This window comes from Wolbachia endosymbiont of Drosophila tristis, assembly GCF_028981745.1.
Classification (GTDB): Bacteria; Pseudomonadota; Alphaproteobacteria; order Rickettsiales; family Anaplasmataceae; genus Wolbachia; species Wolbachia pipientis.
The window spans coordinates 1-14,152 of sequence record NZ_JAPQLN010000045.1; the positions used below are offsets into that span (position 1 = coordinate 1).

13 protein-coding genes and 3 pseudogenes are annotated in these 14,152 nt (G+C 35.2%); 9 read left to right on the top strand and 7 right to left on the bottom strand.

Annotation, left to right across the window (positions count from 1 at the left end; translation table 11 throughout):
- The 3 genes and pseudogenes from OZD64_RS01370 to OZD64_RS01380 form a co-directional block, all read left to right on the top strand.
- Positions 1 to 393, top strand: a 393-nt coding sequence (locus OZD64_RS01370; protein WP_218936979.1) for an HNH endonuclease signature motif containing protein, incomplete at its 5' end; no start/stop codon positions are given.
- Between the two features lie 95 nt (positions 394 to 488).
- Positions 489 to 788 (top strand): annotated as a pseudogene (locus tag OZD64_RS01375) (hypothetical protein); the annotation flags it as partial.
- Between the two features lie 7 nt (positions 789 to 795).
- Complete coding sequence (locus OZD64_RS01380; RefSeq protein ID WP_274999170.1) at positions 796 to 1,818, top strand: Mrp/NBP35 family ATP-binding protein; 1,023 nt, start codon at positions 796 to 798, stop codon at positions 1,816 to 1,818.
- A gap of 74 nt (positions 1,819 to 1,892) precedes the next feature.
- Here OZD64_RS01380 and OZD64_RS01385 read toward each other — a convergent pair whose 3' ends face one another.
- The gene (locus OZD64_RS01385) at positions 1,893 to 2,522 is read right to left on the bottom strand and encodes a hypothetical protein (RefSeq protein WP_010082230.1); all 630 of its coding nucleotides are present in this window, start codon (positions 2,520 to 2,522) and stop codon (positions 1,893 to 1,895) included.
- A gap of 568 nt (positions 2,523 to 3,090) precedes the next feature.
- On the opposite strand from OZD64_RS01385, the gene ubiH reads away from it, so the two are divergent.
- Positions 3,091 to 4,239, top strand: a complete 1,149-nt coding sequence (ubiH, locus tag OZD64_RS01390; RefSeq protein WP_010082229.1) for a 2-octaprenyl-6-methoxyphenyl hydroxylase — start codon at positions 3,091 to 3,093, stop codon at positions 4,237 to 4,239.
- Positions 4,240 to 4,681: 442 nt separating this feature from the next.
- On the top strand, positions 4,682 to 5,644 hold the full coding sequence (locus OZD64_RS01395; protein WP_274999172.1) for an IS481-like element ISWpi4 family transposase: 963 nt from the start codon (positions 4,682 to 4,684) through the stop codon (positions 5,642 to 5,644).
- Positions 5,645 to 5,646: 2 nt separating this feature from the next.
- Here OZD64_RS01395 and pth read toward each other — a convergent pair whose 3' ends face one another.
- Both pth and OZD64_RS01405 read right to left on the bottom strand, forming a co-directional pair.
- A complete protein-coding gene (gene pth, locus OZD64_RS01400; RefSeq protein WP_038199691.1) occupies positions 5,647 to 6,195 on the bottom strand; it encodes an aminoacyl-tRNA hydrolase in 549 nt (182 codons plus the stop codon).
- Positions 6,195 to 6,806, bottom strand: coding sequence for a 50S ribosomal protein L25/general stress protein Ctc (locus OZD64_RS01405; RefSeq protein WP_274999173.1), 612 nt, complete (start codon positions 6,804 to 6,806; stop codon positions 6,195 to 6,197). Before OZD64_RS01405 ends, pth begins: the two co-directional genes overlap by 1 nt.
- A 145-nt stretch (positions 6,807 to 6,951) precedes the next feature.
- Between OZD64_RS01405 and OZD64_RS01410 the strand changes: the two genes are divergently transcribed.
- Positions 6,952 to 7,251 carry an NADH dehydrogenase ubiquinone Fe-S protein 4 gene (locus tag OZD64_RS01410; RefSeq protein WP_038199688.1) on the top strand — a complete coding sequence of 100 codons (300 nt, stop codon included), beginning with the start codon at positions 6,952 to 6,954 and terminating at the stop codon, positions 7,249 to 7,251.
- 301 nt (positions 7,252 to 7,552) lie between these two features.
- Here OZD64_RS01410 and ftsL read toward each other — a convergent pair whose 3' ends face one another.
- Positions 7,553 to 7,864, bottom strand: a complete 312-nt coding sequence (gene ftsL, locus OZD64_RS01415) for a cell division protein FtsL (RefSeq protein ID WP_274999174.1) — start codon at positions 7,862 to 7,864, stop codon at positions 7,553 to 7,555.
- Complete coding sequence (gene rsmH / locus OZD64_RS01420) at positions 7,861 to 8,805, bottom strand: 16S rRNA (cytosine(1402)-N(4))-methyltransferase RsmH (protein ID WP_274999175.1); 945 nt, start codon at positions 8,803 to 8,805, stop codon at positions 7,861 to 7,863. The genes ftsL and rsmH overlap by 4 nt, the downstream gene beginning before the upstream one ends.
- Before the next feature lie 218 nt (positions 8,806 to 9,023).
- Here rsmH and OZD64_RS01430 point away from each other — a divergent pair.
- A pseudogene (locus OZD64_RS01430) lies at positions 9,024 to 10,270 on the top strand (MFS transporter).
- Positions 10,271 to 10,297: 27 nt separating this feature from the next.
- Here the strand turns inward: OZD64_RS01430 and map are convergent.
- Both map and ftsA read right to left on the bottom strand, forming a co-directional pair.
- Positions 10,298 to 11,080 (bottom strand): type I methionyl aminopeptidase, encoded by a 783-nt coding sequence (gene map / locus OZD64_RS01435; protein WP_095742848.1) that lies wholly within the window; start codon positions 11,078 to 11,080, stop codon positions 10,298 to 10,300.
- A 132-nt stretch (positions 11,081 to 11,212) separates the two neighbouring features.
- Positions 11,213 to 12,451: a cell division protein FtsA gene (gene ftsA / locus OZD64_RS01440; RefSeq protein WP_010962406.1), complete on the bottom strand. Its 1,239-nt coding sequence runs from the start codon at positions 12,449 to 12,451 to the stop codon at positions 11,213 to 11,215.
- A 138-nt stretch (positions 12,452 to 12,589) separates the two neighbouring features.
- Here ftsA and def point away from each other — a divergent pair, with 138 nt between their 5' ends.
- Both def and OZD64_RS01450 read left to right on the top strand, forming a co-directional pair.
- Positions 12,590 to 13,129, top strand: coding sequence for a peptide deformylase (def, locus tag OZD64_RS01445; RefSeq protein ID WP_010962405.1), 540 nt, complete (start codon positions 12,590 to 12,592; stop codon positions 13,127 to 13,129).
- Positions 13,119 to 13,938, top strand: a pseudogene (locus OZD64_RS01450) (uracil-DNA glycosylase). Before def ends, OZD64_RS01450 begins: the two are co-directional and overlap by 11 nt.
- Positions 13,939 to 14,152 lie beyond the last annotated feature (214 nt).

Sequence of the window (14,152 nt, forward strand, 5' to 3'; positions counted from 1 at the left end):
CCAAACAAAGGGAAATGCTGGATAAAAAGAAAATACTTTAAAAAGTATAATAACGATAACTGGCGTTTTATGACAAGTAACAAGATACATTTTATTATACACAGCGATCATGTTATTAAACGACATATCAAAGTGCAAAAAACCAGATCTCCATATGATGGTGATTGGGTTTATTGGGGTAAACGTCTGAGAAAAATACCAGATAAGCCATTAAGAGTAATAAAACTATTGAAGTTACAACAAAGTAAATGTGATAATTGTAGACTATGGTTTAAAAGTGATGATACAATAGAAATACATCACAAAGACCGGAATAGACGAAACAACATGATCAAAAACTTATCTTTGTTACATGGACATTGTCACGATGAATTACACAGGAGGTGTGCATGAAAAGCTCCAAATTGGAGAGAAGCCGTATGAGGCGCAAAGTCTCACGTACGGTTTTGAAGTCGAGTGAGGAGGGGCGACCTTCTTCACTTATACAACAATATGCAGATGAAACTACGGAAGAAGACTTAAGGAAAATAGCAGAAAAAGCACCAATAATAAAGTTAGCCTACGATGAATTAGACAGGTTTAGCTGGAATGAAAAAGATTTAGTAGCATATGAAGAAAGAATAATGGATCTGCGGAAAGAAGAAGGCATCCTCGCTAAAAAACTTGATGAGGGAAAGATTGAAGTAGCAAAAAACCTACTTAAGGCTGACATCTCTATTGATATTATCTCTCAGACAACCGGCCTTCCTCAAGCTGAGATTAAACGACTTCAGGAAGAAATCACCTAAAAGGCTAATGATCAACGAAAAAATTGTAAGAGAGAACTTAAAAAAAGTCATAGAGCAAAAAAGCGGTAAAGATGTGATCGCTCTTGGCATAATATCCTCAATTATTATTAAAGGTCAAGATGTTGGTTTTGTGCTTGAAGTTGCCGGTAACACGCAAGCAAATGAAGAATTAAGAAGAAATTGTGAGCAAGCTGTTAAAGCTATACCGGGGGTGACAAAAGTGACCGTGGTTGCTACTTGTCAAAAACAAACTGGGCAACAAAAAGCTAAATTACATATCGAAGGAGTGAAAAATATAATCGTTGTGGCCTCTGGTAAAGGCGGTGTGGGCAAGTCCACAGTTGCGCTAAATCTTGCTCTCTCATTAGCAAAGTTAAAACACAAAGTTGCGCTGGTTGATGCAGATATATATGGTCCTTCAATTCCTAAAATGCTTGGCGCTGAAAAATTAAAGCCAGAAATACAGGATAGTAAAGCAATGCCTATAGAAAAGTATGGACTGCATACTATTTCAATTGGCTATTTTATCGATAAAGATCGTGCAGCAATATGGCGCGGACCTATGATTACAAAAGCACTTTATAATCTGCTAATGGGAACAAAATGGTCCGATATAGAGTATTTGATAGTTGATACACCACCTGGAACTGGCGATGTGCATTTAAGTCTTATGGAAAATTTTAACTTAACTGGGGCGATAATAGTTTCAACTCCACAGGAGTTCTCTTTAATCGATGCTCGCAAAATTTATGATATGTTTACAAAGCTCAGCGTACCGGTTATTGGCATTGTAGAAAATATGAGTTATTTCATTCAAAGCGGCTCAAAAATATACATATTTGGAAAAGACGGTGCAAAAAAAATGTCTGAGGAGCTGGGCATCAAACTTCTAGGCAGAGTTCCTCTAGATCCACAAATATGCCATGCTTCTGATTGCGGAAATCCTTTAATGTTAAGTGAGGATTTGGCAAAAATTTATAAAGATATTGCTTTGGAAACAGTAAAACATTGCATAGCTGTAAAATTCTAAAAAAAACACAGCTTTACGCAAAGAGACTTTAAGAATTCGTCTGTCCTCTTTACTATAAAATAGATATTCGTCTATCAAATATTATCTTCAACTTGAATATATTTAAAGATGTTTTGTGTATCATCTAAAAAGTTATTCTTTATATTAGTTAATTCCGATTGTTTTTGGGATAGATTATCCTTTATTGTTCTATCAAAACAATCAAGATCTCTGCACTTTAATTGAGAATCCATGTCTCCATTTTCATACAAACCTCGTATAATGTCATAATATGCTCGAGTTTCATCAGTTTCTGGTTGTTGCTTTTCTCTGAATATTGCCTTTAATTTCGAATCTATGTCTAATTCTCTTTTTATAGCTTCAACAGCATTTTCATGATACTTTTCATAATCTTCAAAACTCTTTAATATTTTGTCTTTTGCTTTATCTTGTAGCATTTTTAGCAAATCTTTAGCATGAGATTTTTCAATTTTTTGCTTCCAGTCATCATACGTATATTCTGAGTTACCATGTTTTGTATCTTGACACTCGCCTCCTACATTAAATATTTCTTCGTTGCAGATTTTATCACCCTGGTAAAAGTGATCGCTTATATTGATTTTATCATTAGTTAAAGTTTGTTTGATTGCTGCTTTGTTTTCTCCAAGTTCTTCTCTGTACTTACTAATGCAATTTAACATTTTTGCTTTGCAATCTGTAGTCATAAACTAATACCTTTAATAAAATAAGATCTATCTTAGCATGAAGTAATTAACATTTTATTACAGAAGTTTACTTTTAGGTGTTCTCAAGATGATATAGCTAAAGTGGCTTAGGTTTACCGACAATTTGAAAAACCGTCATTCCGCTACTAGTTAGCGGAATCTATACCGCGCACAACTGTACGAACGTTGTAGTTTGGGCCACCAGTGGGCAGTGCCCAGACACTGGGATCCAGGAATTTTATTAAGTTGGTAAGCATAAAAGTAGCTGTTTTATGTTAAAATACAACATTTTGATGATTATGAAAAAGCTGGATCCCAGTGTCAAGCACTGGGATGACATCATAGAGGCACTGGAATAACATCATCCTTTTTTCTGAATTCCAGTGTCAGCTACTTTCATGACATCGTTTACTATGTGCCACATTGCAATATTCGTACAGCTATGGAATGAATCGCGGTATGACGTAGGGAAACCTTTCTTGGGTTAGCTATAGGTCTTTGTCTATAAAGTTTGTTTAAACTATTTTCAAAACAGATAAAATATAATTTTACAATTAGCGTAAATAAAATGAATTATGATGTAATCATTTCAGGTGGTGGGTTACTTGGTCTTATTACTGCCATTGGCCTCAGTTGTGACTCTGTGTCTGTAGCTGTGATTGAAAAAAATAGTCTACCACGTGTAGTAGATGATAATCGAGCATTTGCTATTTCTCAAGGCTCGAAAAAAATATTGGAAAAGTTAGGGATTTGGCAGTTTGTGGAAAGTGAAGCTGAGCCAATACTTGATATATGCATATTAGATGCGGTTACTGTGCATTACAATCATAAAATGGTTAGCGAAGAGCCAATGGGTTATGTTATCAACAATGCTACTATATGGAATGCAATCAACAATAATTTTCTAAATAAACTGAATATATACTCTCCACATTCCTATAAAACAATTGCTTGTGATTCAGGATATGTGGAAGTGATTCTTGATAATAACCAGGAATTAATATCATCGCTACTTATCTGTGCTGAAGGCAAAAACTCTAAATTACCAGAGTTATTTTCTATACCGACAGTGAAATTTGACTATAAACAAAGTAGCATAGTATTTAATGTAAAGCATGAACTGCATCACCAAAACTTAGCTGTGGAGCGTTTTTTCCCTGGCGGTCCATTTGCAATTCTACCGATGAAGGGTGGCTATACTTCTTCGATAGTTTGGACAGAAAAATCTGAAATTTCAAAAATGCTAATGGATCTGTCTGAAGAAGAATTTATTATAGAGCTTAAAAAAAGATTTGGTTCTTATTTAGGAGAGATAAAATTAGAGGGTGAAAGAAAACTTTATCCTTTAAGTTTTGTTTTCGCAAAAAAGTTATATAAGGGTAGAGTTTTGCTTATCGGCGATGCAGCACATTCAATTCATCCAGTTGCAGGTCAAGGGCTTAATCTTGGAATTAGAGATGTAGAAAGTATTATAAAGCACGTAGTTGCCGCAAAAGCATCTGGTATTGATGTTGGCAGTAGTTATTTATTAAAGAAAATTTCACGTAACAGATACTTTGATAATTTTACAATGGCGCTTGCAACTGATGGATTAAATAGGATGTTTTCCAACAGAATATTCTGCGCTAAAGCACTAAGAAATCTTGGCTTGATTGCAGTTGAAAATTCAAATTTCCTCAAAAAACGCTTCATTCGGCATGCTATGGGATTTATATAAATCACTATTTTATAGCTAATGCAAGTCAGGTTTCCCACGGCATACCGCCGCGGTATCTTGGCCGCTAACACGTAGCGGGATGACGAATGTATCTGTTCAGCAGTTGTGTTAAAAGTCAATAGAAAAATTGATGTAGCTGTGGATAAGTACTTTTATCTGTATAAACGTGCTTATCCACAGCTATACTGGCTCTTAGATAGAAACAGACAGAGAGTTATATTCCTCAGTAAAAACCCTGTCATCTCTGACTAAAGAGTTAGCAAGAATAAGCAATTTCCTCATGGCAGCAGTGGAAGCAATTTTATATGGCTTTTTATATTGACTATATAATCTAGTAAAGAAAGGTTTGATATAGGAATTAGGGGGGGAGGGGGGGATGTATGGTCCCAGAGTGTGATGGTATGATAAAATATGAGAAAACAATACCATCAAAGGAGGAATTATGGGACAAATATTACATGGGTGCGCCAAAACAACAGAGACAATTCGTAGAGCAATACAAAATAGTAAAGAGAGCATAGCAAAACTCTCCAGGTACTATAACCTTAATCCAAAAACTATCATTCAATGGAGAAAACGGTCTTTTGCCAAAGACGCTGATATGGGTCCGAAGCATGCAAGATCAACTGTTTTAACTTTAGAAGAGGAGGCTGTAATTGTTGCATTTCGTAAGCATACTCTATTGCCATTAGATGATTGTCTCTACGCTTTGCAAACCTCAATCCCACACTTGACTCGCTCTAGTCTACATCGTTGCTTACAGAGGCACAGCATTAGCAGACTACCAGATGTTGATGGCGAAGTTAAACCAAAAAAGAAATTCAAACAATATCCTATAGGCTATTTCCATATTGATATTGCAGAAGTCAGAACAGAAGAAGGAAAGTTATATTTGTTTGTTGCAATAGATAGAACATCCAAATTTACGTATGTTGAGTTGCATAAAAGTGCTACAAAACCTATAGCTGCTGAGTTTCTACGTAATTTGATTAAAATTTTACCATATAAAATCCACACTATTTTGACAGATAACAGTGTACAATTTACCAACCAAAAACGCCATAAATACGCTTTTCAACATATATTTGATAGAGCTTGTGAAGAAAATGACATTGAACACCGTCTAACAAAAGTTAGCCATCCTTGGACAAATGGGCAAGTTGAGCGTATGAACAAAACTTTAAAGAATGCCACTGTTAAGAAGTATTACTATCAGTCTCACCAGCAACTCAAAGAGCATCTTTATGACTTTGTTATGGCCTACAATTATGCTAAAAGACTCAAAACTCTTAAGGGTCTTACACCTTTTGAGTTTATATCTTTACAGTGGACAAAATCTCCTGAATTGTTCATACTAAATCCACACCATCACACTCTGGGACCATACACTTCCTGTGTTTCGTAATATTATACAATCAAATTGATAAAAGCTGTATTATCTCCTTGCAGCATTAAGTGTATATTTTTTGCTATTTTTTCCACTAAGGGAGTAACATTATCAAAATTTGAAAATTTTGATAACACATAATCTGCTAAGCTTCTTTGATCTTTAGGTCTACCCACTCCAAATCTCAAGCGCCAATAATCGTTGCCAATAAAACTATCTATGGATTTAAGTCCATTATGTCCAGCAGAACTACCACCTTTCTTTACTTTTATTCTTCCAAGTTCCAAATCAGCGTCATCGTGTATGACAACGATATTATCTAGCGATAATTTGTAAAAGTTTCGTATTTTTGCAACAGGGATGCCTGAATTATTCATAAATGAATAAGGCTTTATTAACATAATTTTATTATCATTAATTATGCCAGAGGTTATCAGATAATCGGCTTTTTTAGAGAACGAATGGAAATTCCAATATTTGCAAATTGTATCAACTACGATGAAGCCGATATTATGATGAGTTAACTCATATTGACTACCAGGGTTACCAAGCCCAACTATCAGGTGCACTATTCCTCTGTTTCTGCTTGAGGTTCTTCAACGTCACTATCGGCAGCAGAAATTGTAACAATGGTAAAATTTTCTTCTTCATGAGCTACAAACTTAACACCTTCTGGTAATTTTACATCATTGATATGTATAGATTGGCCAATCATTTTACCGGATAAATCAACTTCAATAACCTGAGGTATTTTATCAGGAGAGCATTTAACAGCAATAGAACGACACAAAACATTAAGCACTCCACCTAATTTGATTCCTGGAGCTTTACTTTCATTCACAAATGATAGAGGTATGTCTATTTTAATTTCACTGCCTTTATCAACAAACTGAAAATCAACATGTTGCACAGTATCCTTTACTACATGCAATTGGATATCGCGAACAAGAGCATATTCCTTTTTGCCCGAAATATTCAGCTCTATCAAATGTGCAGAAAGAGAGGCTGACTTATATTGCTTTGTGAATTCCTTTGCAGACAATGTCAAATTTACATTATCATGGCCCTTTCCATATATGATTCCAGGGATGTTTCCTTTCTTCCTTAGAGAATGCATCGCTTTTGTTTTTGTTATATCACGTAACTCTGCATTAATTGTTACTATTTCCTGTTGCGTCATCGGTTACTCCTATTCAGCTAATCCTTTTAATATAATTTAACAATAATATAACATAAAAATATTTATTTCAAACTTCATTCTTTCATACTAATTGTTTGTGAAAGGATTTATTTAGATATATATTTAAGCTTATTTAACAAGAACTATGGGCATTGACGATAAAGTAGTTTTTAGGATTTATAAACCAACAAGAACTGCAACACAATCTGGTTTAGGTAATACAAATTTCTGGCACCTAAAAATTGAATCTGGCTCTTACTACATTGAACCTTTGATGGGGTGGGTTGGCTCAAAAGATCCCAAAAAACAGATTGTATTAAAGTTTGATTCTCTTGAAAAAGCAGTATTCTACGCAAAAAAACGCAACGTTAAATACATAATTGAAATGCCAAAAAATGTTAAGAGGCTGCCAAAATCTTACGCAAGCAATTTCATGCTAAAGTAAGTTGCACAACAAATGGTGTTATGCAAGTAGCTGACACTGCTCTCCTTTGTCATCCCAGTGCCCAGACACTGGGATCCAGGAATTTTATTAAGTTGGTAAGCATAAAAATAGCTGTTTTACGTTAAAATACAATGTTTTTGATGATTATGGAAAGGCTAGATCCCAGTGTCAAGCACTGGGATGACACCATTTGTTGTAAACTCACTTTTACTCTATGGTTATACTACCTTGCCGCTATCCTGAACGGATACAAAGTAAGTTTTATTGTGATGTGCTCATCTGTAAAAAATAAGACTTAATCTCACTGTTGATCATGGATTTTAAGTTGTGCTAGCACACTGCGGCCATTTAGAGAGTCAAGATTTTTAACCTGGCTAGCCAGTATTAAAGAGTTATTTTTCAGGTATTTCTTTACAAGGCTTGCAAGTCTTTTTGGATTATTCAAATAGCTCCATTCTGCTTGTAAAACTTTCATATCACTTTGTACTAAATTAATTTCACTTTTTATTTTTATTAGCTCTCTATCTAACGACTGAACATGTAATTTTACCTTAAATAGTCCTACAATGCTAAGAAAAAACATAACTATTGAGATGATGCAGAAAGTTCTCACGACAACCTCTGTATAGCTCTTAGTTTTGCTGAGCGTGAACGCGGATTTGCACTTACTTCTTCTATACTTGCTTCGATCACTTTTTTATTTAGCAGAGAGAATGTCTTGCAATCAGTAGCACATAAATCTTTAAAAAAAGTTTTGACTATACGATCTTCTAAGGAATGAAAGGTGACGACAATTAATTTGCCATTCTCACTTAAAATCTCAGATGCAGCTTTAATACCCTTTTCAAGTTCTTCCAGCTCATCGTTTACCCATATTCTGATTGCCTGAAATGTTCTGGTTGCAGGATCAATTTTGCTTTTTCCACGAAATACCACGGAACGTACAATATCCGCAAGCTCAAATGTAGTTTTGATAGTTTTCTTCTTCCGTGCATTTATTATTGCTCTTGCAATTTTGCGAGAATGACGTTCGCCTCCGTAGTTATATATAGTATTTGCGATTTCTTCTTCGCGTAAAGCGTTAACAAACGTTGAAGCGTTTATATAAGAAGAGTTATCCATGCTCATATCGAGTGGACCATCATGTAAAAATGAGAACCCTCTATCTCCGTTATCAAGCTGCATAGATGAAACTCCGATGTCAAAGACCACTCCATCCACTCCGTTTGATGTCATTCCAGCGCGTAACCAGTTATTTTTTCCAGTATCAAGTACTGGGATGACAGGAGATGGCTCAACGCTGCTTAGTATACTTTTAATATTACTAAACTTCTCAATGAATAGTTTTATTCTATCGGGATATCTAACGCTTAAATCATCATAAAACTTAGTTAACGTTTCATCTCTATCAATTGCATATACCTTGCAATCAGCTGACTCCAATATTGCTTTGCTATACCCTCCAGCTCCAAATGTGGCGTCCACGTATATGCCACCATCCTGCGGTGATAGTAGTGATAGCATCTCTTTTAACAAAACTGGAGTGTGTGTCATATCAAAAAATTTAAGTACAGTTGGTGTAGATATCCTACTCTACTCTACTCTTCACATCAATTTTATTTATGTACATAGATTTTCTTGCCAAAATATGGTATCTTATCGGAATATATGAGCAATAATATTAAAATCAAGGTTTAATATTGTTAATATAATATTCACATAACGTTCACATTTTTTTTTATATATAAGATCAAACAGGCTATAGGGAAATTATGCAGCAAATAACAAAAGTAATATTTTCAAGTTTGATTTGTAACACTTTATTGTGGTATGACCACATGCTTTTTGGCCACTTAATAAACATAATAGGTGGTGTGTTTTTCCATCGGATGATCAACTAACCAGCGTATTGAAGGCTTTTGGAGTGTTTGCAGTGGGTTTCTTAATGAGACCAGTCGGTGCTGCTATATTTGGTCACATTGGTGATAAACATGGCAGAAGAGTTGCCTTATTGCTCTCGATTATATTAATGACTTTATCAACCGTATTAATTGCTTTTGTTCCAGGTTATCAAAGCATTGGAATACTAGCATCAATTCTGGTAGTTTGTTTAAGGCTATTGCAGGGTATATCCCTTGGAGGAGAAGCAGGAAATGCACCATTTTTAATAGAACATGCTCCTAAAAACAAAAAAGGATTTTTTGGCAGCATTGAAGTATTAAGCGCAATTTTTGGTTCAGTATTAAGCCTGATAGCGGTACTCATATGCAAAAAAGTATCTGATTTTGAATCTTGGGGGTGGAGATTACCTTTCATTTTCAGTTTAGCAATGGGATTAATTAGCATATATGTGAGATATATACTTGATGAAAGCCCAGAGTATAAAAGACAAAAAAATCCGTCTAAATTGCCACTAAAAGAGTTATTAAACAATTACAAAAAGCCTGTTCTAATATCAATAGGTATTGACTTGGTTGAAAATGCGTCTCTCTATATATATTTGGTATTTTTCAATGTGCTTACGAATAAAATATTAACAGTAAATACTCATTTTAATCATATAGTGGAAATACTGAGTCAAATTGCGCTCGGAGGATTGACAATATTGTTTGCAATACTTTCTGATAAGGTAGGAAGAGAAAAAGTTATGAAATTTGCATTTATAGCTTTTGTAATAGTGAGTTATCCAGTTTTTTCAATGTTATGTAGTGGCAATTACTTGCTGGCACACATTCTTTTTATAATTCCAATAGCTGCATCGCTTGGTCCTGTCAGTGCACTTATGTGCGAATTATTTCCAACAAAGGTTCGGTACAGTGGATTTGGTTTATCAAGAAATATAGCTGCTGGATTTTTTGGCGGCCTTGCACCATTTATATGCACAACAATTATCAAGGTTACAGGACAAGAGACTTCAGCTAGTTTTTACATGATTTTCTGTGCATTAATTGGGCTAGTTGCTATATCGCAAATTAAGGGTGAGCTTTCTTCAAAATTACCCAAAGTAAACCAAGTATAGTTGCAGTATAGCAGAATTTAAAAAAATCTAATTATAAGGTGGGAAATGCCAATTCTTAGGTGATAATGTGAATATTTCAGCACCATCTTTTGTTACTCCAAGTGTATGCTCAAATTGAGCAGAAAGTGAAAGATCGCGTGTTGTTACTGTCCAGTCATCGAGTTTACTGAGCAGAGTCTCATGTTTTCCAGCATTAATCATTGGCTCTATTGTAAAAAACATACCTTCCTTTAAGACAAGATCTTCATCTTGATCATAGAAATGCACTACATTTGGTGGAGCATGAAAGACTTTTCCTATACCATGTCCGCAGTAGCTGCGTACGATAGAATATCCAAAATCTCTAATATATTTCTCTATAGCAAGCCCTATTTCATTTAACTTATTGCCGGGCTTAACTTGTTTGATTGCTTCCATCAACGCATTATAAGTAGCGTCACATAAACGTTTTGCTTTTATTGATGGCTTGCCAACCCAAAACATGCGACTTGTATCACCATGCCAGCCATTTAAAATCACCGTAACGTCAATATTCAAAATATCCCCATCTTTAAGCGGTGTATCATCAGGAACACCATGGCACACAACGGCATTTTTTGAGGTGCAGATTGATTTTGGATACCCCCTATAATTTAGTGGTGCTGGAATTGCACCTGCATTAATTATAAAGTCATGGCATAGATCATTTAATTCATTAGTTGTCACCCCTACCTTTACGTACGGTGCAATGAAATCAAGAGTTTCAGCAGCAAGCCTGCCAGCCTTGCGCATAAATTCAAAATCTTCTTGTGAGTGTATAGTTATGTTCATATTTTCCATGTCTTATTGTAATTGGTACGCTTACTCGCAAGTACATAAACATAATAATTTTACATATTATAAAAATAAGTCCTATGGATCCTAGTGTCAAGTCATTTGTATGAAAGGTGGTAAAACAGAAATCTAGACTGTAACTTTTGATTTAACCCAATTATACAATTTACTCATTTTACCATCCTGACCTAAAATACCAGAATTATTTTTATAAAAAGTGTCAACTATTAGCTTTATAGAGCCTATAGCAGCAGAAAATACAGGATTTTTATCATATTCGCCATCAAGACCGCTACAAGACTCAGGGCACCCAATTCGAACTTGCTTATTGAATATATAGCCTGCAATTTCCTTCATGCTTGTGAGTTGACTAGTTCCACCTGTGATCACTACTTTATTAATTGGATCTTTCTGCTCTTGAAATTGCTCTCTTACCATTTCAAGTATTTCTTCAACTCTTGGTCTTATGATGTTAATAAGCTCAGATTTGAATACTTGAGTAGGTTCATCATTTTCGTTGTTTTGCATTGTAATGTACTCATTCTCATCTATTGAAGTTACGATAGTGCTGCCATACAGTATTTTTATATACTCTGCACGTTCTATGCTTGTGCATAGCCCGTAAGCAATATCTCGAGTGATATGAACACCACCAATTGGAACGCTGCTTGCATACACAAGTTTCCCTCTTTTGAAAATTCCAATTGCAGTGCACCCACCGCCTATATCAACAATAGCAGTCCCGAGCTCTTTTTCATCTCCACTCAGACAGGCAAGACCTGCAGAATATGCAGAAGCAATACAACCTGCCATATTTAATCCACCATTATTGGTAATACAGTTTTCAATATTGGTAAGCGCTGGACGCGAAGCAGTGACAACATTAACATCAGCAGATAGTCTTTTTCCGTACAATCCACCAACTTCTTTTATGTCAGTCATGTCATCTAAGTGATATTTTAGTGGTATATTGTGAATGATAACATTGTCTTCAATATATTTCTCAAATGTTTGAAAAACTACACGTCTTATATCACGCTCAGAAATCTCATGGTTAGCTGCAATAATTTCATTATGTACATTGAAAGATGAGATGCCACATCCAGCAATGTTCACATATATCTGATCTATGGTTTCTTCTGATACTTGTTCAGCTAAACCTATAGTTGATGAGATGGAGTAATTTGCGTGTTTTACATTAGTTATTGATCCACCGTTTACACCTTCTGCAATCTTATAACCCGTTCCTGTTACTTTATAGCTGAAGTTGCCATTTATCTTAACGATTAGACAAATAATCTTTGTTGTACCTATGTCTAAAACAGCAAAAACATTTCTCTTTGGTTTTGCTATTACTGCAGAGTACATTAGTTAACCTTATTACGCAATTTCATTTAAATTGTAGCTTCCTTTAATAATTTATATTTCTATTATAGATATAGCAACATTTTAATATACACTAAATTCTGGACAAAAGGAAAAGCAAAACATAGAATTATAATTTTTATGTCCATATTACCAATTGTAATTGCCCCTGATGAAAGACTAATCACACGTGCCAGTGAAGTAACAGATATAAACGATAAAATTAAAGAATTAGTAAACGACATGTTCGAAACTATGTATGATGCAGAAGGTCTTGGCCTTGCTGCAGTGCAAGTTGGAGTGTTAAAGAGAATTTTTGTTATGGATATTCAGCTAGAAACGATTGAAAATGAGCCAGCAGGATATGGCTCAACTGGCAAATTTTACATGATTAATCCTGAGATTACAGAATTATCCGATGAACAAGTAATTCTCAAGGAAGGATGCCTTTCAATTCCAGAGCAAAGTCATGAAATTAAGCGTCCAAAGTATCTAACTGTGAAATATAAAGACTTAGATAATGAAGAACAAACACTAAAAGCTAGTGGTTGGCTTGCAAGGTGTATTCAGCATGAATTAGATCACTTAAACGGCATATTATATATTAGACATTTATCTAAATTAAAGTATGATATGGCCATGAAAAAAGCACAAAAGGTTAAAAAGCATTATGAGCAATAAAGACCTAGAATTATTAAAATTTTACCATGAAGTGGGTGTTGATTGCACACTAACAGAGGGTGAAGAGGAAAAAATTGGAGAGCAAAGAGAGTGTACAACCCTCTGTTATCCAAACTGGGACCAAGAAGAAAGATGCAGATACGCGCTGGGGTGACACTAAAGATGGAAAAGACATGTTTCCAAGTGACTGGATAATCGAAGCAAGGAAACTTGCAAGCAAATGTAATAGTGTGGATGAACTAAGAAGTGCAGTTGAATCATTTGAAGGTTGTGAGATAAAAAAAACTGCAACTAATACTGTCTTTTCCGATGGTAATCCAAACGCAAAAGTTATGCTCGTTGGTGAAGCTCCAGGAGCAAATGAAGACCTTCAAGGCATACCATTTTGTGGTGCAAGTGGAATGTTGCTCGATAAAATGTTAAATGCAATCAATCTTGATCGCACTAAGGTATACATAAGCAATACTGTATTTTGGCGTCCACCTGGCAATAGAAAGCCAACCGACCTAGAGCTTGATATGTGCAGACCATTTGTCGAAAAACACGTTGCACTAGTTTCACCACAAATTTTAATTTTGGTCGGGGGAATCGCATGTTATAGCCTTCTTGACAGCACAAAAACTATATCGAATTTGCGTGGTAGATTTCATACGTACACTAACCAATATTTGTCCAATTCAATCACCACAGCCGCTATATTTCATCCAGCTTACCTACTTCGCCAACCGGCACAAAAACGTTTAGCCTGGGAGGACTTGAAGAAGATTAGGGAGTATCTTGATAACACCAATAACTGCACAAATACCTAATAAAGTGGTAGACCTCTTGCATAGTTTTTTGCAGCATGTTAACAATCGTTAGAAACGAAAAAACTTCCTTGACAAACTCCGCCAGCCCCCTTATCATAAAATTGAAGCTATTGTATTTGCTTTCGCCAATCTGCAGATTAAAAGGTAAGGATTACTTAATGTATCGGCGTCTTATGTTCAATTTTTTGCAGTATATAGATACTGTATGTCTTTA

Bases quoted from the DNA above. Each gene is read 5' to 3' on its own strand.
- OZD64_RS01380 (WP_274999170.1), top strand. From the start codon at position 796: ATGATCAACGAAAAAATTGTAAGAGAGAACTTAAAAAAAGTCATAGAG.
- OZD64_RS01385 (WP_010082230.1), bottom strand. From the start codon at position 2,522: ATGACTACAGATTGCAAAGCAAAAATGTTAAATTGCATTAGTAAGTAC.
- ubiH (WP_010082229.1), top strand. From the start codon at position 3,091: ATGAATTATGATGTAATCATTTCAGGTGGTGGGTTACTTGGTCTTATT.
- OZD64_RS01395 (WP_274999172.1), top strand. From the start codon at position 4,682: ATGGGACAAATATTACATGGGTGCGCCAAAACAACAGAGACAATTCGT.
- OZD64_RS01405 (WP_274999173.1), bottom strand. From the start codon at position 6,806: ATGACGCAACAGGAAATAGTAACAATTAATGCAGAGTTACGTGATATA.
- OZD64_RS01410 (WP_038199688.1), top strand. From the start codon at position 6,952: ATGGGCATTGACGATAAAGTAGTTTTTAGGATTTATAAACCAACAAGA.
- rsmH (WP_274999175.1), bottom strand. From the start codon at position 8,805: ATGACACACACTCCAGTTTTGTTAAAAGAGATGCTATCACTACTATCA.
- map (WP_095742848.1), bottom strand. From the start codon at position 11,080: ATGAACATAACTATACACTCACAAGAAGATTTTGAATTTATGCGCAAG.
- ftsA (WP_010962406.1), bottom strand. From the start codon at position 12,451: ATGTACTCTGCAGTAATAGCAAAACCAAAGAGAAATGTTTTTGCTGTT.
- def (WP_010962405.1), top strand. From the start codon at position 12,590: ATGTCCATATTACCAATTGTAATTGCCCCTGATGAAAGACTAATCACA.